Source organism: Actinoplanes sp. ATCC 53533 (assembly GCF_003947245.1).
This window is the reverse complement of sequence record NZ_QHHV01000025.1, coordinates 51,823-69,091: the sequence shown is the minus strand read 5'-3', so window position 1 is coordinate 69,091 and position 17,269 is coordinate 51,823. Positions and strand designations below refer to the sequence as shown.

At 67.0% G+C, this 17,269-nt stretch carries 18 protein-coding genes and 1 pseudogene; 9 read left to right on the top strand and 10 right to left on the bottom strand.

The window, feature by feature from the left end:
* Positions 1 to 55: 55 nt before the first annotated feature.
* The gene (locus DMB66_RS09840; protein ID WP_125803718.1) at positions 56 to 607 is read left to right on the top strand and encodes a GNAT family N-acetyltransferase; all 552 of its coding nucleotides are present in this window, start codon (positions 56 to 58) and stop codon (positions 605 to 607) included.
* Here DMB66_RS09840 and DMB66_RS09835 read toward each other — a convergent pair.
* From DMB66_RS09835 to DMB66_RS09825, 3 genes are read right to left on the bottom strand one after another with little or no spacing between them, the layout of a single operon-like run.
* On the bottom strand, positions 578 to 1,057 hold the full coding sequence (locus tag DMB66_RS09835) for a hypothetical protein (RefSeq protein WP_125803717.1): 480 nt from the start codon (positions 1,055 to 1,057) through the stop codon (positions 578 to 580). The two genes, DMB66_RS09840 and DMB66_RS09835, sit on opposite strands and share 30 nt — an antisense overlap.
* Positions 1,058 to 1,099: 42 nt before the next feature.
* The gene (locus tag DMB66_RS09830; RefSeq protein ID WP_125803716.1) at positions 1,100 to 1,417 is read right to left on the bottom strand and encodes a hypothetical protein; all 318 of its coding nucleotides are present in this window, start codon (positions 1,415 to 1,417) and stop codon (positions 1,100 to 1,102) included.
* Between the two features lie 5 nt (positions 1,418 to 1,422).
* Positions 1,423 to 2,781, bottom strand: a complete 1,359-nt coding sequence (locus DMB66_RS09825) for a hypothetical protein (RefSeq protein WP_125803715.1) — start codon at positions 2,779 to 2,781, stop codon at positions 1,423 to 1,425.
* 381 nt (positions 2,782 to 3,162) lie between these two features.
* Between DMB66_RS09825 and DMB66_RS09820 the strand changes: the two genes are divergently transcribed.
* From DMB66_RS09820 to DMB66_RS09810, 3 genes are read left to right on the top strand one after another with little or no spacing between them, the layout of a single operon-like run.
* Entirely contained in the window at positions 3,163 to 4,752 is a 1,590-nt protein-coding gene (locus DMB66_RS09820) for a P-loop ATPase, Sll1717 family (RefSeq protein WP_125803714.1), read from the top strand.
* A 7-nt stretch (positions 4,753 to 4,759) separates the two neighbouring features.
* A complete protein-coding gene (locus DMB66_RS09815) occupies positions 4,760 to 5,497 on the top strand; it encodes an FRG domain-containing protein (protein ID WP_125803713.1) in 738 nt (245 codons plus the stop codon).
* A 2-nt stretch (positions 5,498 to 5,499) separates the two neighbouring features.
* On the top strand, positions 5,500 to 6,339 hold the full coding sequence (locus DMB66_RS09810) for a macro domain-containing protein (RefSeq protein ID WP_125803712.1): 840 nt from the start codon (positions 5,500 to 5,502) through the stop codon (positions 6,337 to 6,339).
* A gap of 108 nt (positions 6,340 to 6,447) precedes the next feature.
* Here the strand turns inward: DMB66_RS09810 and DMB66_RS61080 are convergent, their stop codons facing one another.
* The 4 genes and pseudogenes from DMB66_RS61080 to DMB66_RS65800 form a co-directional block, all read right to left on the bottom strand.
* Positions 6,448 to 6,585, bottom strand: a complete 138-nt coding sequence (locus DMB66_RS61080) for a hypothetical protein (RefSeq protein WP_158647189.1) — start codon at positions 6,583 to 6,585, stop codon at positions 6,448 to 6,450.
* A gap of 257 nt (positions 6,586 to 6,842) precedes the next feature.
* Positions 6,843 to 7,406, bottom strand: a complete 564-nt coding sequence (locus DMB66_RS09805; protein ID WP_233624429.1) for a hypothetical protein — start codon at positions 7,404 to 7,406, stop codon at positions 6,843 to 6,845.
* Between the two features lie 1,132 nt (positions 7,407 to 8,538).
* Positions 8,539 to 8,927 (bottom strand): annotated as a pseudogene (locus DMB66_RS09800) (PH domain-containing protein); the annotation flags it as partial.
* Between the two features lie 659 nt (positions 8,928 to 9,586).
* A complete protein-coding gene (locus DMB66_RS65800; RefSeq protein WP_370318353.1) occupies positions 9,587 to 9,760 on the bottom strand; it encodes a DUF6758 family protein in 174 nt (57 codons plus the stop codon).
* Between the two features lie 1,042 nt (positions 9,761 to 10,802).
* Between DMB66_RS65800 and DMB66_RS62490 the strand changes: the two genes are divergently transcribed.
* Complete coding sequence (locus tag DMB66_RS62490) at positions 10,803 to 11,222, top strand: tyrosine-type recombinase/integrase (protein WP_199752184.1); 420 nt, start codon at positions 10,803 to 10,805, stop codon at positions 11,220 to 11,222.
* Between the two features lie 46 nt (positions 11,223 to 11,268).
* Here the strand turns inward: DMB66_RS62490 and DMB66_RS09790 are convergent, their stop codons facing one another.
* Entirely contained in the window at positions 11,269 to 11,652 is a 384-nt protein-coding gene (locus DMB66_RS09790; RefSeq protein ID WP_233624428.1) for a hypothetical protein, read from the bottom strand.
* A 294-nt stretch (positions 11,653 to 11,946) separates the two neighbouring features.
* Here DMB66_RS09790 and DMB66_RS09785 point away from each other — a divergent pair, with 294 nt between their 5' ends.
* Positions 11,947 to 12,417 (top strand): hypothetical protein, encoded by a 471-nt coding sequence (locus DMB66_RS09785; RefSeq protein WP_125803710.1) that lies wholly within the window; start codon positions 11,947 to 11,949, stop codon positions 12,415 to 12,417.
* 318 nt (positions 12,418 to 12,735) lie between these two features.
* Here the strand turns inward: DMB66_RS09785 and DMB66_RS09780 are convergent, their stop codons facing one another.
* Positions 12,736 to 13,953 carry a serine hydrolase domain-containing protein gene (locus DMB66_RS09780; protein ID WP_158647188.1) on the bottom strand — a complete coding sequence of 406 codons (1,218 nt, stop codon included), beginning with the start codon at positions 13,951 to 13,953 and terminating at the stop codon, positions 12,736 to 12,738.
* A gap of 29 nt (positions 13,954 to 13,982) precedes the next feature.
* Between DMB66_RS09780 and DMB66_RS09775 the strand changes: the two genes are divergently transcribed.
* The 3 genes from DMB66_RS09775 to DMB66_RS09765 all read left to right on the top strand — a co-directional run bounded on the left by DMB66_RS09775 (position 13,983) and on the right by DMB66_RS09765 (position 16,347).
* Positions 13,983 to 14,588, top strand: coding sequence for a TetR/AcrR family transcriptional regulator (locus DMB66_RS09775; protein ID WP_125803708.1), 606 nt, complete (start codon positions 13,983 to 13,985; stop codon positions 14,586 to 14,588).
* A 427-nt stretch (positions 14,589 to 15,015) separates the two neighbouring features.
* The gene (locus DMB66_RS09770) at positions 15,016 to 15,498 is read left to right on the top strand and encodes a hypothetical protein (RefSeq protein ID WP_125803707.1); all 483 of its coding nucleotides are present in this window, start codon (positions 15,016 to 15,018) and stop codon (positions 15,496 to 15,498) included.
* A 72-nt stretch (positions 15,499 to 15,570) separates the two neighbouring features.
* Complete coding sequence (locus DMB66_RS09765) at positions 15,571 to 16,347, top strand: aminoglycoside phosphotransferase family protein (RefSeq protein WP_158647187.1); 777 nt, start codon at positions 15,571 to 15,573, stop codon at positions 16,345 to 16,347.
* Positions 16,348 to 16,700: 353 nt separating this feature from the next.
* Here the strand turns inward: DMB66_RS09765 and DMB66_RS09760 are convergent, their stop codons facing one another.
* Positions 16,701 to 17,222 (bottom strand): GNAT family N-acetyltransferase, encoded by a 522-nt coding sequence (locus tag DMB66_RS09760; protein ID WP_125803705.1) that lies wholly within the window; start codon positions 17,220 to 17,222, stop codon positions 16,701 to 16,703.
* Between the last annotated feature and the right edge of the window lie 47 nt (positions 17,223 to 17,269).

Sequence of the window (17,269 nt, the reverse complement as noted above, 5' to 3'; positions counted from 1 at the left end):
CGGTGACCGTCGACCTGGTGGCGCACCGCCACGGACCGATCGGAGGCGAATCGCCATGCCTTTCACCAGCCGTCCCGCGACCCGTCAGGACCTGCCGGTGCTGACACCGCTGGTCGAGAACGCGATCACCGAGCTGCAGAAGGGCTTCCTCAGCCCCGAGCAGATCGACTCCAGCCGAGCCGTCATGGGCATCGACACCCAGCTCATCGATGACGGCACGTACTTCGCGGTCGAGGCGGACGGCCGGATCGCCGGCTGCGGTGGCTGGAGCCGCCGCGCGACGCTCTACGGCGGGGATCACTCCACCGGCCGGGATTCCGCCCTGCTCGATCCGGCCACCGATCCCGCCAAGATCCGCGCGATGTACACCCACCCCGCGTTCGCCCGCCGCGGTGTCGGCCGCCTGATCCTCTCGCTGTGCGAGGCCGCCGCGCTCGCGGAAGGTTTCACCACCTTCGAACTGATGGCCACGCTTTCCGGTCAGCCGCTCTATCGGGCCGCCGGATACCACCCCGTCGAGCAGCTCACCGAAGCCGCCGGGGGCGTCCCGGTGCCGCTGGTCCGCATGCGGAAACTGTCACCCGAGGCGAGGTTCGCACAGCCGTAGGGCCGCGTCGCGGAAATCCTCGGGTAGGCCCAGCTCGTCGATGAAGGCTCGCCAGTCGTCGCCCAGCCGGGCGCCGTATGCCGCGGCATCGGCGACCAGCCGGGCGAAGAGATCGGACAGTCGTTCATCGGGCTCGACGGCAACCGTGCCGCCACGCTGGACGATCAGTTCGTCGGGGGCGAAGGCGCACAGGACGCTGAGGAGCGTTCCGTTCCCGGCTCCGGGATCGAGGAAGTACAGCAGGAAGGGCACCTGCTGGCACATCTGGCGGTAGAACGCGCGGACCCGCTCGTCGAGGAAGATCGGCTGGCCGTCGCGTTCCAGCTCGGGGAAGAGGAACACTGTGCATCCGGCCCACTCGGATATCGGGAGCGAGGTCCTGCGGAAGTGCTGTGCGAGCATGCTGGGATCGCGTGCGGTGTCCGGATCGACGTGCAGGTGCACCGTCACTCGGTCGTGATCGGGTAGGCGGCGGCTCATGAGACGGCCTGGTCAGGCAGTCAGCTCGTCGGGGGTGACGCTGCGGTCAACGCCGTCGTCGTCGCGCAGGGTGAGTCTCAGATCGACGCCTTTCTCGATCGCCTTCATCCGCTCGAGGTGCTCGTACCGGCGGTTGAGGATGTCGCGAAGGGCGAGCACGATCTCCTTGCCGCCGAGCGCGACGATGAGAGCGATGAGGATCGGTTCGTTCAGGGTGCCCACCGTACGGTCGTAAGCGGGCTCGAGCTGCGCCTCCGGCCCTACCTCGGCGTCGATCTCGCGCCGCAGGTGCTGGAGTGTCCGGGGATCGCCCTCGATGAGGAGTTCCATGGTCGTCACCTTTCCTCGACGGAGATCAGCGCGTCTCCAGCAGGAGAGACCGTCAGGCCGGTCAGCGCTCGGAATACACCTGGAAACCCGCAATGCTGCGGTTGCCGGGGCACGGGGAAGTAGCCTTCGCAGAGTCCGCGGTCGTGGAAGCGGCACCCGGTGTGCGGGCAGACGCGGAGCGCTCCGCGGCCACCGGCTTGCACGTCCGACATCATCTTCTGGGCCAGCAACATGGGGTACACCTCGGCGAAGGTCATCTGCGCGCCGTCCACAGCGGGCAGCTCACCCACCGCGCGACTGAGCTGGATACCCAACCGGGGTGGATCGACGAGCTCGAAAATGGTCGCCGGCGGCAGGAGCCGCATGGTGGCACTGTCGATACCCGCGGTGGGCGTGACATGGTGCCAGGGGCGGCGCAGGAGCCCGTCGACGCACCCGTCGGCGATGTTCCAACGCGCCAGCGGGTTGATCGGCAGGAAGCTGGTGGCTTCCGTGGCCCGGGCCAGCTGCTCCTTGGTGAGCAGCGCCGCGTCGACGTCCACATGCCGGGTCCAACCGGCAGCCGCGTCGTCGGCAGGCGCCAGGACCTGGTCAACGGCCATTCCCATGAGGAACTCCCAGTAGTCCTCGTTGTCCTCGTCGATGTGCTGGTCACCCTCGATCAGCACGGATCCGACCATGACGGCCAGCGCGGTGAGAGGGTCGGTGGTGCGGTAGGCGACCCGCGCGGCGATGGGAATGAGCGCGTAGGCGGTGTCGAGCGGCAGGTGGCGACGCAGGAAGGAGAAGACGGAGGTGTAGCTGGACTGGTCGTTGACCCACCGCTGGTAGTCGGCTCCGCTTCCCCAGCCGCCCCGTTCGACGCGGTACTGGAAGATGCTCGCGTCCTCTTCGAGCAAGTCGTTGTCGGCCAGCACGCCGCGCTCGAACTTGTCGAAGGTGGCCGGGACGACCTGGACCCGCCGACCGCGGATCTCGATCCGCGCCGGGCTGGTCTCCAGCTGTCGAGCACGCCGCACGTCGGGATCCCACCGCACCCCGAGGGGCAGCGAGATGGGCAAGGGGGCGGCATGCGCGGCCAGGTGGTTCCACTTCGACCGCATCATCGCCCATTCGCGCGCGGCCCGTAGATACAGCATCGGGTACGCCGCGGCCTGGAGCACGTGCGCCCACTCGTGCACGAAGGTGCCGGGCATGTTGAGCAGCGTCTGGGTCAGGAGCTCGCCGACAAGTGCTCCCGGCTGCTGCGCCGCGCCGATCGGATGCCGGTCCAGCAGGACCCACAAAGCCGGATCGGTCTCGGGACGCACCGCGATGGTGATGGCGCCGAGGACCGGATCGGTTCGCGAACGGCGGTGCGGCATATCAGAATAATCGCACCGATTGCCCGGCGAGCGCCCTCGAATGTCGCAAACCGGACATCGCCGCACCGGCGACACTGTGAGGACCGGCCGTCCGGCAGTCAGGGCCGCACCTGCGCCCTGGCGATGTGACAGTGCACAACCCGTCGCAGCACATTCTCACGCCGAGAACAATGCATTCGGCCATGCGAATTGAATGCTTTTCCTGCCGGTGTCGGGCACCGAATTGCTGGCCGCGCCGGTAGCGGATGTCGGCGATCTTGCCCAGGTGGCCGCCGGATCGTGCGGCGGTGGCGGTGGTTCGGACCTACACCGGGACGGCTGTTGTGTATCCGAGCGCGGCCTGGTTCCCTCTATAGGGGTGGGTAGCGGAGGAGGTCGGGAATGAATTCCGGATCATCGGTCCTGAGCACCGGCGTCGCGCCATTCGGCAACCCGGACGGGGCACGGGAGAATCTGGATTCGCTCCTGGAACGGTTCGTCGACTTCGCCGGCAACGAAGCGTTCGGCGCGCTCGCCACGCGCGCTGACGACATGCGGGCCCGGGTGATCGTGGGGCGGATGGGCGCCGGCAAGACCGCATACCTCCGCCGCCTGCAGGCGTCCGCGGACCACGAGGCCAGCGTGTACGCGGACACGTCGCAGGGCGACCTGCCCTCGACCGAATCGATCGTGCGGACCTGTCAGTTCTTCGAGCGGCACGACCTCGTGGAGATGTGGCGGCGGATCTGGTCCTGCGCGATCACCCGGACCGCGACGGCGCACATCCTGCGGCGCCGTGAACTGCGCGAACGGGTGAGCGCTGAGCTGCGCGAGGAGCTGGCGCGGTACGACTTCCTGATCGGCTCCGGCCGCGCGCCCGGCACGGTCTACAGCCACCTGGCCGACATCCTGTACGAGTACGACGCCAAGCACAAACTGACGGCGTACCTGCAGCGGCGCGAGTGGAGCGACCTTACGCATTTCCTGCGCGAGGCGGTCGGTGACCTGCCACCGATCGCCTTCTACGTCGACGGGGTCGACGAGTCTTTCGGCTACGCCCCGATGTACTGGCTGCCCTGCCAGGAGGGGCTGTTCCACGCAGTCATGCTGTGGCTGAAGGACCAGCGGATCGGCGGCCGGCTGCACGTCGTGGTGACCATCCGGGATGTGGTCTTCTCGTCCGTGCTGCGCAGCGAGATGGCGAGCAAATATCGGGGCGAGCCGCACGTGCGCGTGTTGGACTGGGACGCCTCCTCACTGAGATACCTGCTGTTCAACAAGATCGAGAAGCTGGACAAGCGGTACCTGACGGATCCGGCCGAGGAAGATCCGATGCTCGCCTGGCTGGGCCACGCCGAGATCGAGAACCTCGCCCGGGGCACCACCGAACGAACCCTCGACTACGTGCTGCGGCACACCCGGCTGATCCCGCGCGACCTGGTCGAGCTGGGCAATTCACTCAGCAACGCGGTGCTGCGCGCGAAGCAGTCGGCGGACGGGGTGCCGTCGCAGCAGTCCATCCGCGACACAGTCGCCGCCGCCGCGGCGGCGTTCGGCAACGACCAGATCCAGCAGTGCGCCAATCAGGTCTCCGCCGACCTGGCGCCGGCGAAGTCCGGACAACACGGGTATGCGGACCTGTACGTCGGGCGGCACGCCTACATCCGGGACGAGATCGTGGAGGGGCTGCGCGACGCGTTACTTCTCCTCGGCGTGGACCGGTTCGACGCGCCCACCCTGCAGGCCGCCCGTGATCTGCTGCGCCAGCACTTCGACGGCCAGACCGACCTGGCGACCGTGCTGTGGCAGAACGGCCTACTCGGCTTCGTCGGAAAGCGGAACGGCATCGAAGGCACCTTCTTCTACTCGATGGGTGGCACGAGCGAACTGCAACCGCCGCTGTCCGAGCACGAGTACGTGCTGCACCCGTGCCTGATCGACGCGATCGGGATCAGACCGGTCGGGTCCCAACCGGTTCGTCCGTTCGCCTGAGGCGGCCGTGGCGCAGATTCGCGATATCCGCCTCGACTCCTGGTGGGAGTTCAAGCGCGATCTCGTCCCGGAGTTCATCGACGCCGGATACCGGCGGGACGCCCAACTCTTCCGCGGCATGCGGTCACCGCGCTGGCGGCTGGAGTCCACCTTCGACCGCATCTGTCGGCGCGTCGAAGCAGATCGCCGGACGACGCTGTTCGACGCGCTGCTGGCCTCGTTCCGGGACGCGTGCCGGGATTTCGGGCTGCCCGAGGAGCTGTGCCGGGACGAGCGGCGGCTGATCGCGCTGGGCCGCCACCACGGCATGCCCACCCGGCTGCTGGACTGGACCAGCAGCCCCTACGTCGCCGCGTTCTTCGCCTACCAGGAGGCCCTTGAGCAGATCGAGGACGCGGACAGCCACGTCGTCCTGTGGGTGCTGCACCGAGAGTGTCCGGTGTGGTCGGGCGAGCACGACGTCGAGATCCTGGCGGCGCCCTCCTTCGAGAACGCCAGGGCCCGTAACCAGGCCGGCCATTTCACGCTGTCGCGCAGCCCGTACCACAGCCTCGAGGAGGTGGTCACCCGATGCACGGAGGTCACCGGCGTGGCCCTGACGCGGATCCTGCTCCCGCTGTCGGACGTCCGTACCGTATTGGCTGATCTTGATTTGATGGGGATCAGCGCAGGGCGGCTCTTCCCCGACCTGACCGGCGTGGCGGCCGCCTGCAAGGTCCGCTTTCTCCTTGAGCGGCAACCCTGACCATGCAACATCAAGAAACGTCCGTGGGCCGGGCCCGGCTCCGTTGGCAGGCCATCAAGCGCCGCACCGGCGGCATCGACCGCGAGGCCATCCAGTGGCTGTTCGCCACGTGCGGCGTCATCGCCTCCGGCCTGGGCGTGGCCCAGTTCATCTGGCCGGCGGGCGCGGCCGCGATCGGCGGCTGGTGGTTGCTCGGAACGATGGCCGTGGGTGTCATCGGCGGGCTGGTGCTGCGCGTGACCAAGCGGACCATCCGCGCGGTGCACAGCGCCAGAGACTGGTCTATCCACATCGTGCCGGGCAGCGTGCTGGACCACCGGCCATGCGTCATCACGACCGACCGCCGCCGCTCCACCTCGGCCGAGAAGATCGCACCGACCAGCCTCATGGGTCAGTACCTGCAGACGCTGAGCCCCGACGACCGAAGCGCCCTGGAGTCCGCGGTGGAGCGCGCGACGCTCAGCCGGCCGGGCGACGTCCAGGTGGTCGAGTCGTCGCACCAGCCCGGCCAGATCCTGCTGCTCGCCTGCGGCCGGCCCACCAGCACCGGCACCGTCACCACCTGGTCGCACCTCACCCAGACCTACGACGGGCTGTGGGCTGCCATCCGGTCGCGGCACCTCGACGAGGTGACGATCCCGGTGATCGGCGCCGGATACTCCCGGGTGAGCCTGTCCCATTCGGCGGTGCTCCTCGCCCTGCTCCTCTCGTTCCACGCGGCCAGCTCCGAGCGGCCGGTGTGCCGCCGGCTGCGCATCGTGGTGCCGCCGAGCGACACCGACCAGGAGGAACTGGTGCTCGCCCGGCGCTTCCTCAGTGCGCTGCGCTACTCGCTGACCTGACCCGGCAGTGAATCGGGGGAAGCCCGAACAGGGACGGCTCAGCTGATTCGTTGGTCGTAGAGGACAACCCCCAGAAGCCGCATGGCGGCCTCAGCGCCGGGCCGGCTGTCAGCCGGGATCCGGCACGGAGGATTCGGCGCGGACCTCCGCGACGCATTGCACGCCTGGCCTTTCGACTGCGCCTTGGGCCAGCACGGCGTCGTGGTAGCGGCGGGCATTCTGCTCGTCGGCGAACACCTGCATCATGTGCCGTGGTGGAAGCCGGGCGTCCCCACCTTGCTCGACGCCATCAAGGGAACCTGAACGCGCAGCTCGTCGATGACCGACGGGTCAATCTTCCACACGCCGAGCACGGCCCACATGTCGAGCCCTCCTGAGGTCAACTCCGCGCCCTGCTGTGGCGGCGATCTTACGCCGCGATCGGAGCTTGGTCCTCAGCATCTGGCCGCGAGTCGCTCGTTGACGATGGCCGTTATCCGGCCGCCGAGGGTCGACTGGCCGAGTTACCGACCTCGGGTCGTGGGCTGCGCGAGGTCGGGGCCGCCGAGGTGTGGCGTCGCGACGTAGCCGGAGCGGGCCGGCGGGAGGGCTGCCAGGCACGCCGCGGAGCAGGCATTGACCAGTAGCGGCAGCACGTCGGTCGCTACCGCCAGGGAGATCCATGCCTGGTGCAACTCGTGGGCGACCGGACCAGTGCACACGCTGCAGGTGCCGACGCTGTCGGTGCCGTGTACTGCGGGATCGAGCTGGGCGAAGCCGGTAGCGGTATCGGCCGCGGTGGTCATCGCGGGCAGGCTCGGGAACGGTGGCCGGAACTTGAAGTTGCCGTACAGCGCGCGTGTGCTGACCGTGCTGTTCCGAAGCCGGGTGCACCTGGTCAGCTCGTACGGGTACCAGTGCAGCCGGTGTGAGGTGTACGGCTCGAACACTTCGAGGCTGGCCATCGCTCCGATCTCGGGTGGGACTCGCACCAGGTTGGTGCCGTACAGGACGAGGTGCTTGACCTCGGTCAGGGTGGCAATCGTCGGTGGCAGAGTGACGATCTGCCGGCGCTCGTCGGCAGTCAACTCCACAAATGGTTTGAAGACGGGCCTGCCGTCGCCTGCCGCCTCGTCGATGAGCGATAGCAGACGCTGCCAGCCAGGGCTTTCGGTGTCCTGGCGGTCGGCGTGGAAGGCAACGCCCGCCGGTCGGGTCCCGGCCGAACGTCCGACGCACTGACAGTGGTCCCGGTCCGGCTGTCGGCCCGCCGGCCCTACGGCGTCGGCGAATCGGTTCGTCAACGGTCGCGGTGCCGTCTCGTTGTCACCCATGACCCGGAAGACTATCCATGGCTCGGCACCAAGGCCGTCGCCGTGCCGATCCTCGCCGGAGCGTGCTCAAACGAGGCCAACAGCTCTGCACCCGATCCGGTCATGCCGCCGGAAAGGGCGCCCCGACAGCCTGGAGGCCTCGTCACCTTCCGTGTCGGGCAGTCGGCCTGGCTCGGCGTGCTGAACTGCCAAGAAGAGGGCGCTCGCGCAGGTTGAATCCAGCCGGTTTTCTGCGGATCCGGCGGGCCGACATTCCGGACGCCGATCGTGCATCTCGCGTGCGGTTGCCGCCGTTGCCGCCGCTTTGTCCCGCCGGTTCGACTCACGTCTCGGGTGCTCCGCTGCACCTTTTGAGGCGGCGCTCGAAGCCTACCCCCTCCGGAATGGCCGGGCTTCAGCAGCCATGTTGATCTGCCGATGAGAGTGCGCGGCGAGGACGCGTGCGCCGGCTATTCGAGAGGCTTTCCGGTGGGACCAGCTCCCTAAGAAAGAAGTCGTTCCAGGTAATTCAATTGGCCCAGGTGAAGCTTCGGCCAGCGGCCAATTCGCCACTTGAACCGTGCGGCCGTGCGGAGATCAGCAACAGCAGCGTGTGCCGATGTGGACGAGGGCGACGTTGCTGCCGACGTATTGCCGGCAGCCGTACCCGGGATCGGCTACGCGCTGGAGATTCACCCGATCAAGGTAGGCCAGCCGAGCGACCGCGCGCAGCCGGGCTATTTTGTGCGGACGGTGGAAGTCGGACGATCCGGTGACGGGCGATTCGGCACGACGCGCCCAGCGCGACGTGGCTGCCAGAGGCTCGGATGACCGTCACTTGTCGGTCATGCGGACCGGCCGAAAGTCACGCAAAATTGGGCAACACTGCGGCGGGCTGCCCGCCGGATCACCCGTCGCCGTCTGTACCGAGCGGTGCCTCGCCCGGCTGCTGCTCGTACATCTCCTCGACCACCCGCAGGTAGAGCTCGTTCGGGTTGGGAGGTGCTTGACCTCGCGTAGCGCCTGGTCCTGGCCGGCCGACTCGAGGACGAACCTGCCGTAGCTGAGCATCCGGCCGAGTGCGGACTGTTCGTACTTCATGTCGGTGACCCTCAGCAGCGGCATCATGGCCACCCGGCGCGTGATGATCCCGTTGACCACCATCACCCGCTTGTTGGTCAGGATGAACCGGTCGAAGTACCAGTCGAAGACCTTCCAGGCCATCCAGCCGATCACGCCGAGCCAGATCAGCGCCGATGCCGAGTGGGGTGGACAGGTGGCTCCAGTGCCGTCCCTAAAGCTCTTCCTCGGTGAGGACCGGCGCCAGGTTTTTGCACGGCGCGACCCGCGACGGATCACCGGTTGTCCAGGCCAGGACAGGTCGCCCACTCGCGAAAAGCGATGCGTTCAACGTGCATAGGAACACGGCGCCCTAATTCCGACGTCGCAACGGTGGGCCGCGATTCCCGGGTCACCAACCTTTCGAGTGAGCTGGACGTTTCCCCAGCTCAGAGCGCACCCGTCGGTGGGCCAGGTGCGCAGTCTCGCGTGCTCACTCATCGGCCGGACACACCGCAGCCAGGCTGGCTGTGGCATGCTCAACGGCAAGGGAAGAGGGCGCCTCGGTTTGCGGCCAGGAGAACGCCCTCCCCTTACCGTGGTTCTCGCTGATCGGCTACAAGTGCAGTCGGTCAGCGAGGCCACTCCCTACGACAGCCCCATACAGCGCGGCTGCCGCAGCCGAGATCCTGAGGACAAGCAACACAACGTCGCCCGCGATCCGCCAGCGGCTCTTGCCGTTGCCGGACGATGCATCCTCGCGAACACCGTGGTCCTCCACTCGACCCATCCCATCTCCTTCCTGTTCGGAAGAAGGAGCGACCCTCGCTCCCCGGCGCCTCGAGGGCGGCGGGTCTGGTTGAGATGGGAGCGCCCAGGGGTGCGCTCCTATCGAGTCACGCTACCGCATAGAGCCACATTCCCCTGGCCTCACTCACATAGGCGCTGTGATCTTCGGGGGACTTGACGCACCACTGTGGAGCAGGATCGATGTCGTGTCGATTCGGCTTGCGAACTGATTGCCTCCGGGATCCGCGGCTGGCCTGGTCAGCGGGGGAAGCAGGGCCGATGGCCGGAGATCGTCCACATCAGCATCGAAGACCCGGTCCGCTGCAGTGGTCAGCGGTGGGGACTACTGCGGATGCCCGACGACGTCACCGGCACGTGGTCGGTTGAGCCGGTAGTCGCCGCTTCAGCGGGAACCGCGGGCTGGTGCTGCGGTTGCGGCGGCGCCTGGCGAGAGGCCGCAGTAAGCGCCACGAAGAACTCGGCCGTGGCGACGAGCCCCCAACGGAAGCCGAGGTAGCCGGCTACCATGGAGAGTATTAACGAAAATCTGCCCGATATGACGCTTGTCAATAAATATACAGATGCGTCGACGAAGATATCCCGACACGTTGTGTCTTTTGTAATTAGCGACTGGTCGTCTACCCGAAATTCCTGGATCAGGTTGGCCTCATCAGATGACGCGGACGCCGTCGGCACAGCTTCGTGACGGAGAGGACCGCGGATATGCGCCGGTAGCCGAGTCGCGCGGCTTGCATAGATCAGACGTCCGGATCTGCCGCTCCGGAAGCGCTGGCGTCGAGCACGGCTGCGACGCAGCGTGAGGTATGACTACCTACTCTGCCCTCGGTCCCGCCGCGGTGTCCTCCAATAGTGCCGCGCTCCAGACGGCGGTCTCCGCCTACCTCGGCCGCTACCGCGGCGCAACACGGCAGCACACCGAGTCGGACCTGCGAATCTTCTTGACCTGGTGCGCCGACCAGGAACTCAATCCGCTCACGGTCAGGCGGGTCGACATCGAGCGGTACGTGCGCTGGCTGCAGGATGTGCGCTGCTACCAGCCCTCGACAGTCTCCCGCCGGCTGTCGGTCGTGATCGGCTTCTACCGCGTCTGCGTCATCGACCAGGCCCTGCCACACTCACCGGCCGACTACGTCCGCCGGCCGCTCGTGCCACCTGAATCACCCACCCTCGGGTTGGGCCATCTGCAGTTCGAAGCACTGATCACCACCGCGCGCCTGTCGGCGAACCCGAACGACTTCGCCCTGATCACGATGCTCGGCCTACTTGGGCTGCGGATCTTCGAAGCCTGCGGCGCCAGCATCAGTGACCTGGGCGAGGAACACGGCCACCGCGTCCTGCGGGTACGCGGCAAGGGCAGCAAAGTCGTCCTCGTCCCCGCTACCACCCGCGGTCGCCCGCGCCATCGACCACGCAGTCTCAGGACGCGACGGCGGTCCGCTCCTGCGCAACACCCTCGGCGCCCGGATGGACCGGCACGCCGCCACCCGCCGACTCAAACTGCTGGCCGACACCGCCGGGATCCGGATGCCGAGGATGCACCCGCACATGCTGCGGCATACGTTCGTGACCACCATGCTCGACGCCGGCGTCAGCCTCCGCGACGTGCAGATCGCCGCCCGCCACGCCGACCCGCGCACCACCATGCGCTACGACCGCGCCCGCAAGACCCTCGACCGCCATCCCAACTACATCCTCGCCGCCTACATGGCCTCCGGAACATAGCGGTCCACGCGCGGCTTTGCCGAGAAGAGTGCGTTGCGGAAGGCCGCTACCAAATGATGATACCCCCGCCTACCGTTTTGGCACGCTCTATCGCGTTCTGCATATTGGTAAGGTAATGGAGGATGCGGTCCCGATCGTATCCAGTCATGGCGGATAAATGGTCGACGTTCTCAGCCAGGAGTGTGCATTCCTGCCCGAACGCGCCAAGTCGGTCGGGCGGAACCTGAAGGTTGCCGCGGTTTTCCTCAGTTATGTCGGCGAGTTGCGGCAGAAACGTCGCGCCGAGGCTCCGGGCGGCCGCCGAACCCCAGATCTTGTAACGAAAGCTCTCAGCTCCTACTCCAGTACTGCTGCCTGGCGGGTCCTCGACACCTCTCCGGCCGGCGTAGGCGTCGCCGTCCGGTACCCATACTGAAATTTCGAGGCTCATCCCACACTCCCACCCTGCCTTGAATGACGGCCTCCTGGAGCACGTGAAGGGAATCGACCCGGTCCGTCAAGTCGTCCTCGCCTTCCTCGCGGAGCGCGGTCACCAGCTCAGCCGCGAGGTGTGGCCACTTGGCGCTCACCAGCGGTGGTTCGTCGGGCGTCATCGCCAGCGACGATAGTAGGCGGCCGGGTCCGTCGTCGTCTCATTTGCCGCCGAGCGCGTGTGACGGCCGGTAGGTCCAACCCGCTTCCGGATGGCCGACATGGATGAGCCACGCTGGACTACCGTGCACGCGTGCCCAAGCCTGTGGACCTGTCGAGTCCGGCTTCGCGCCGGGAAGCGCTCCGGATGGTGGACGTCGGTGACCCCCGTCCCCACCACGCGATGCTGCGGGAGATCTTCGACCTCGAAAGGACCTGGCGCGAAGGCCGGGACAGTGGCGAGAGCGACGAGTACGAGCAGATCTACGTGACAGCCTTCCTGCTGTTCCTGATCGGTGATCCCGCAGACTCGCCCCGCCTGTACGCCGCGAAATTCCGCACCGGTGACATGGACTTGGGCATCGGCTTTGACGCCCAAGCCATCTTCGGTGCCGGCCGGCACGGAACGCTGCGGTGGCTCTCGGAGAACGGGTACACCGACGAGCGCGCACATCTTTCCGAGTGGTTGTCGCAGGCAGAAGACCCGAAGATCGAAGACTGGGCTCGGCAGGTACGCGACTACTTCTACTCACCGAATGGCGTTCTCCTTCTGGATGAGCTCTGATTGCGAATCCCGTAGCCTGGTGCAGCCGTCCTGCAGCGCGCCAAGCGCATGCTCTTCTGCCGCTGTCATCGCACGACGGCCAGCGTGGCAGTCGCTGTCCGTGCCGGCCGGGTTGATGATCGCGTGTACGACTTTGCCGAGAAGAGTTAATCCAAATAGCCGCGGGGGAATATGACGGCCTACCAGAATGCAATGGCAGCGAAGTGTGATAGCTGCCTGCGCATCATCGCGCAGGTCATGAACATAGAGGTGCCGGCCTGCTGGTGAGGTGCGTTGCCGTCCGCACCATTGCGCCGGTTCGGAGAAGATCGCGGACCATCAGCGTGCTGGCCATCGCCGAATGCCAGCGGCCGCGTAGACGGCTTCGGTGAGCGCCGTGAATCGGAATTGCGGTTGCCGGCCGGTGTGGCTGAGTTCGTTCCAGTAGTTCGGTGTGTAACCGAAGGCGAGCTCGTGTTCGGCGTCGGCGAAGGCGAGGGAACCGCTGGCTCCAGTGTGGCCGAATAGGCCGGCGATGCCGACGCTGGGCCACATGGGGCCGCCGGGGAGCTGGAATCCGAGGCCCCAGTCGGTGCGCATCCGGAGCACCTCGTCGCGTCCGCTGGCTTGCGGTTGGCGGGCGGTATTCATGAGATCGGCGGAGATGAGCTGGTTCCCGTCGACCGGTCCGATCAGCGCCGCGTAGAGGCGGGCGAGGGCGATGCCCCTGCCGACACCGCCGGCGGAGGCATCCTCCACCTCGTAGCGGATGAGTTCGGCGTGGTCGTTGAAGCCGGTGTCGCTGCCGCCGAAGGTGGCGTGGTAGGAGACCGACCGGCGGTCGAGCACGCCGAGCGCGTAGGGCAGCCACATAGGGTTGAGCAGCGATCGGAACGCCTGGCCCTGGGAGGGCCCGATCATGGGGGCGACCCGGTCGTGCTGGTCGACGGGCAGGCCGAGGTGGAGATCGAGTTGGTAAGGAGCGGCGACTTCCTCGGCGAAGAATCGCCCGACGGTACGTCCGGTGACGGCTCTCACGAGCCCGCTGAGGATGTAGCCATAGGTGACGGCGTGGTATCCGTGCCGGTTGCCGGGGTTCCACCACAGCCGTTGCCGCTCGAGCCGGCGCAGCACCGTGTCCAGCGCGACCGCATCGTCGTTGCTCACCGACCGATCCAGGGCGGCGAGGCCGGAACGATGCGCGAGCACCAGGTGCACCGGGATCTCGGCCTTGCCTGCCTGTCCGAAGTCAGGCCAATACTCGGCGACGGGTCGTTCCAGGTCGATGACGCCGCGCTCGATCAGCAGCAGCACGGCCGCGGTCGCCAGCGACTTGCTGATCGAGGCGATCGGCGTCACCGTGTCCCGTTCCCAGGGCCGGGTTCGTTCACGGTCGACGTGACCGCCCCATATCTCCACCACCGGCCGGCCACCTCGATAGACGCCCAGTGACGCACCGATCTCCCGCCCCGAGTTCAGGAAGCCGGCGAAGAGGTCCCCAACCGGCCCGAAGCCATCCTCGCAATGTCCCTGAACCACACTGCTGCTGATAGTCACTATCAAAAGATAGCAGGTATCATTGCGGCATGGAAACGAGGGACCACCGCGACCCGACGACGAAGAGGGACGGACTTCGGGCTCGCAAACGACGACAGGCCGAGCGCCGCATCCAGACCGCCGCACTCGACCTGTTCGAGCGGCATGGATTTGACGCCGTCACCGTCGAGCAGGTCGCGGCCGAGGCCAGCGTCTCGGTCATAACGATCTATCGATACTTCGGCACGAAGGAGAACCTGGTCCTCCAGGACCCCTCGGAGGGCGAGCTGACCGATGCCATCATCGAAGCGATCCGTACCGGCTACGACATCCCCGCGGCGGTCGAACACGTCCTCGAGCGGCTGCCCGCGGAGCGCGCGGAAGACGCCGAGCGGGATGCCCGGGTTCGCATCCGCCTCGCCAGTGAGATCCCCGCGATCGCAGGCGCAGCACACATCCGTGCCCGTGCCCGCGCTACGCAACTCGTCGAGGCGCTCCCCGCCGGGCGAGCGGACAGACTGGACGCACGAGTACAAGCCCTCGCGACCCTCGCCGCACTCGAAGCTGCCACCGATCACTGGAACGACGCCCCGAATGCGGGCACATTACGCGACGTCTCCTTAACAGCTGTACGAACGCTGCGCACGGCGCGGTAAAGCCAGAACTCCTTCGCCGGATGTCCACAGCATCGCACCTCTATTTCGCGCCCAGTTCGGCACTACTCACGGAATCTAACTCATCTGTCGCAATGTTCGCGCGGCGCGTGCCGGCGGGCTTACGCGGCGCACGTGTCAGCCGGCGTCCGCGCAGCCATCGGTTGGCCGCGTTGCCGCCGGCTCACGGCGGAGTTCGACCTGGGAGATCCAAGCCTGGTGTAGTTCATGGTCGACCGGACCGGCGCGGGCGCTGCAGGTGTCAACCGAGGTAAGGCCCGTACTCCCGGATCAGGGCGGGCGAGGTCGGCCTCGGCCACGGTGGTTGCCGGGCGCAGTCTTGGACGCGGTCGCCGGAACTTGAAATTGCCATACGCGGAATCAACGTCACACCTCCGACGGTCGTCGCTGGTTTGGCTATGGTTCTCGCATGCTGTTCAAACCGTCCGTTGCCGTCGCTGCCGCCTTTGTCGCGGACGGACCAGCTGAGGGTGTCGACCTCAGCCTGTTCGGACAGTTCGCCGGGTCCTGGGTGCTGGACTGTACGGAGTACGACCTCGACGGGTCCACGAGTGTCCGCCGAGGTGAGTGGCACTTCGGGTATGCGTTGGGTGGGCGGGCGACCACCGATGTCTGGATCCTGCCCGAGGTCGAACACGGTGTCAGCGTGCGGTTTCCCGATCCCGCTGCCGGTCCGGGCGGATGGCGCTCGACGTGGGTGGGACCGGGCCGGCGTCGGACGCACACGTTTCTGGCCTCTCCCATCGGAGGGGAGATCGTGCTCGACGGCGGCGATCTGCGCTGGACCTTCTCCGACATTGAGGCTGACGCCTTCCGTTGGCGTAACGAGGCACGGCAGCCCGACGGCACGTGGTCGCTGCAACAGACATTCCGGGTCTGGCGTCAGACCTGATCTCCCGCTCGCCGTCGCTCCGGTTAGGCCTCGAACCGCGGCGTTGTCGCGGGCTATGGCTACATTCGCCGGGTGGCACATACCCACGAGCTTGAGGTTGACGGGCGCCTGGTGAGGAAGCGCTACACGTCATGGAGCCGCGATGAACACCGCCGCGAGTGGTCCGTGCTGCAACGCGTTCATCGCCACTGCCCCGGCTTGGGCCCTGAGCCGATCTCGGCCGATCTCCTCGCCGACCCACCTGTTGTGACGATGACGGTCATCGACGGCGAACCACTCGCGGGCGTCCTGAGCCCGCAGGAGACGAAGTGCCTGGCCGTCGCCATCACCACGCTGTGGTCAGTATCCCAGGCCGGACCACCGGCGCTGGATGCCTGGCGAGACGACCTGGGATATGCCCAGAAGTTGGTCAGGTCACCGTGGCCGGACGCCGATGGTGATGTCGCGGCTGCCCGTGAAGCTGCTCTGCAATGGTGGCGTGGCCCGGATCCTGTCCTGCTGCGGCAGCCTCCCACGCTGACCGTGCTCGGCCATGGTGATCCCAACTTGTCCAATTACCTCTGGGATGGCCGCCGGGTGCGGATCGTCGACTTCGAGGATGCGGGCATATCTGATCCGGCAGCCGAACTGGCGCGTCTCGCGGAGCATCTCTCGGCCCGGAGCCTGGACGTCGACAGCTTCTGCGCGCGGTTCGAGGTGGACCCGATCCGGCTGCGAGCGGCGCGGCGGGTGTGGGCGATGTTCTGGTTGTGGCTGTTCCGTCCTGGCGGACCAGCGGAATCGCGAAATCCGCCGGGCACCGCGAATGCCCAGGCACGGCGACTCCTCGAACTCCTTTCCGAACCGTAGATCCCCCGACGGGGCACGACGCGAAAGGCGCGCGACTCATCAAGCCCCTACGCGCTTCCAAGGCCGAGGGCCCCTACCTGCCGCCGATGAAGGCCGAGGGCCCCTACCTGCCGCCGATGGGAGAGCCGAACCGTATGACGTCCCATCCGGATCGACTACGGCACCCTCGTGCTGCCCCCACTCGGTGTCCTGCGGCCCGTGAACGTCCACTCCCGAAGCGCGCCATTGCCCCGCGAGCTCGTCGGCGTCATCGACGAACAGGTACGCCGAGCCCGTTAGGCGGGTAAGAAGGAGATCGAGGCCCTGGCAAGAAAGAGCTCGAGGCGCCATCCCGGCGAGCATGTTGTCCGGTCTCACCCGGGGTGGTCGGCGCGCTCGATCAGGTACAGCGCGAACGGCTGGTCGTTGACGGTGATGTTCTTGCTGTATCGGAATCCCAGCCGCTCCATGACGGCCCGCGACCGATGGTTGTGCACCTCCGTGAAGGAGACGACTTCGCCGGCGCCGAGTTCGTGGAACGCGAACGCCAGACCCGCCCGCCCGATCTCGGTGGCGTAGCCCTGCCCCCACATTCCGCGGTGCAGCACCCACCCGATTTCAAGCCGCTCACGGCCGTCGACATGCTGGCGTGACAAGCCTCCGCGTCCGACGGATTCGCCGGTCACCCTGTCGTAGGCCATCCATTTGTGGACGCCGTCGACGAGCCACCCATCGGCGATCCTGGCGACCTCCTGCTCCACCTGGTCGCGCGTCCATTCGCCATACCACTCCGCCACGGCTGGGTCCCGATAGAGCGCGAGCAGGTCGTCCGCGTGCCTGGCATCGATCGGCTCCAGGCGAAGACGATCCGTGAGGCGGCTCCGTGCCTGCGACATCGGTCCATCTCATCGTAGGTCGGCCGCCGACGCATACCCCATTGCCA

Bases quoted from the DNA above. Each gene is read 5' to 3' on its own strand.
- DMB66_RS09810 (WP_125803712.1), top strand. From the start codon at position 5,500: ATGCAACATCAAGAAACGTCCGTGGGCCGGGCCCGGCTCCGTTGGCAG.
- DMB66_RS09760 (WP_125803705.1), bottom strand. From the start codon at position 17,222: ATGTCGCAGGCACGGAGCCGCCTCACGGATCGTCTTCGCCTGGAGCCG.
- DMB66_RS09830 (WP_125803716.1), bottom strand. From the start codon at position 1,417: ATGGAACTCCTCATCGAGGGCGATCCCCGGACACTCCAGCACCTGCGG.
- DMB66_RS09775 (WP_125803708.1), top strand. From the start codon at position 13,983: ATGGAAACGAGGGACCACCGCGACCCGACGACGAAGAGGGACGGACTT.
- DMB66_RS61080 (WP_158647189.1), bottom strand. From the start codon at position 6,585: ATGATGCAGGTGTTCGCCGACGAGCAGAATGCCCGCCGCTACCACGAC.
- DMB66_RS09790 (WP_233624428.1), bottom strand. From the start codon at position 11,652: ATGAGCCTCGAAATTTCAGTATGGGTACCGGACGGCGACGCCTACGCC.
- DMB66_RS09825 (WP_125803715.1), bottom strand. From the start codon at position 2,781: ATGCCGCACCGCCGTTCGCGAACCGATCCGGTCCTCGGCGCCATCACC.
- DMB66_RS09840 (WP_125803718.1), top strand. From the start codon at position 56: ATGCCTTTCACCAGCCGTCCCGCGACCCGTCAGGACCTGCCGGTGCTG.
- DMB66_RS09770 (WP_125803707.1), top strand. From the start codon at position 15,016: ATGCTGTTCAAACCGTCCGTTGCCGTCGCTGCCGCCTTTGTCGCGGAC.
- DMB66_RS09820 (WP_125803714.1), top strand. From the start codon at position 3,163: ATGAATTCCGGATCATCGGTCCTGAGCACCGGCGTCGCGCCATTCGGC.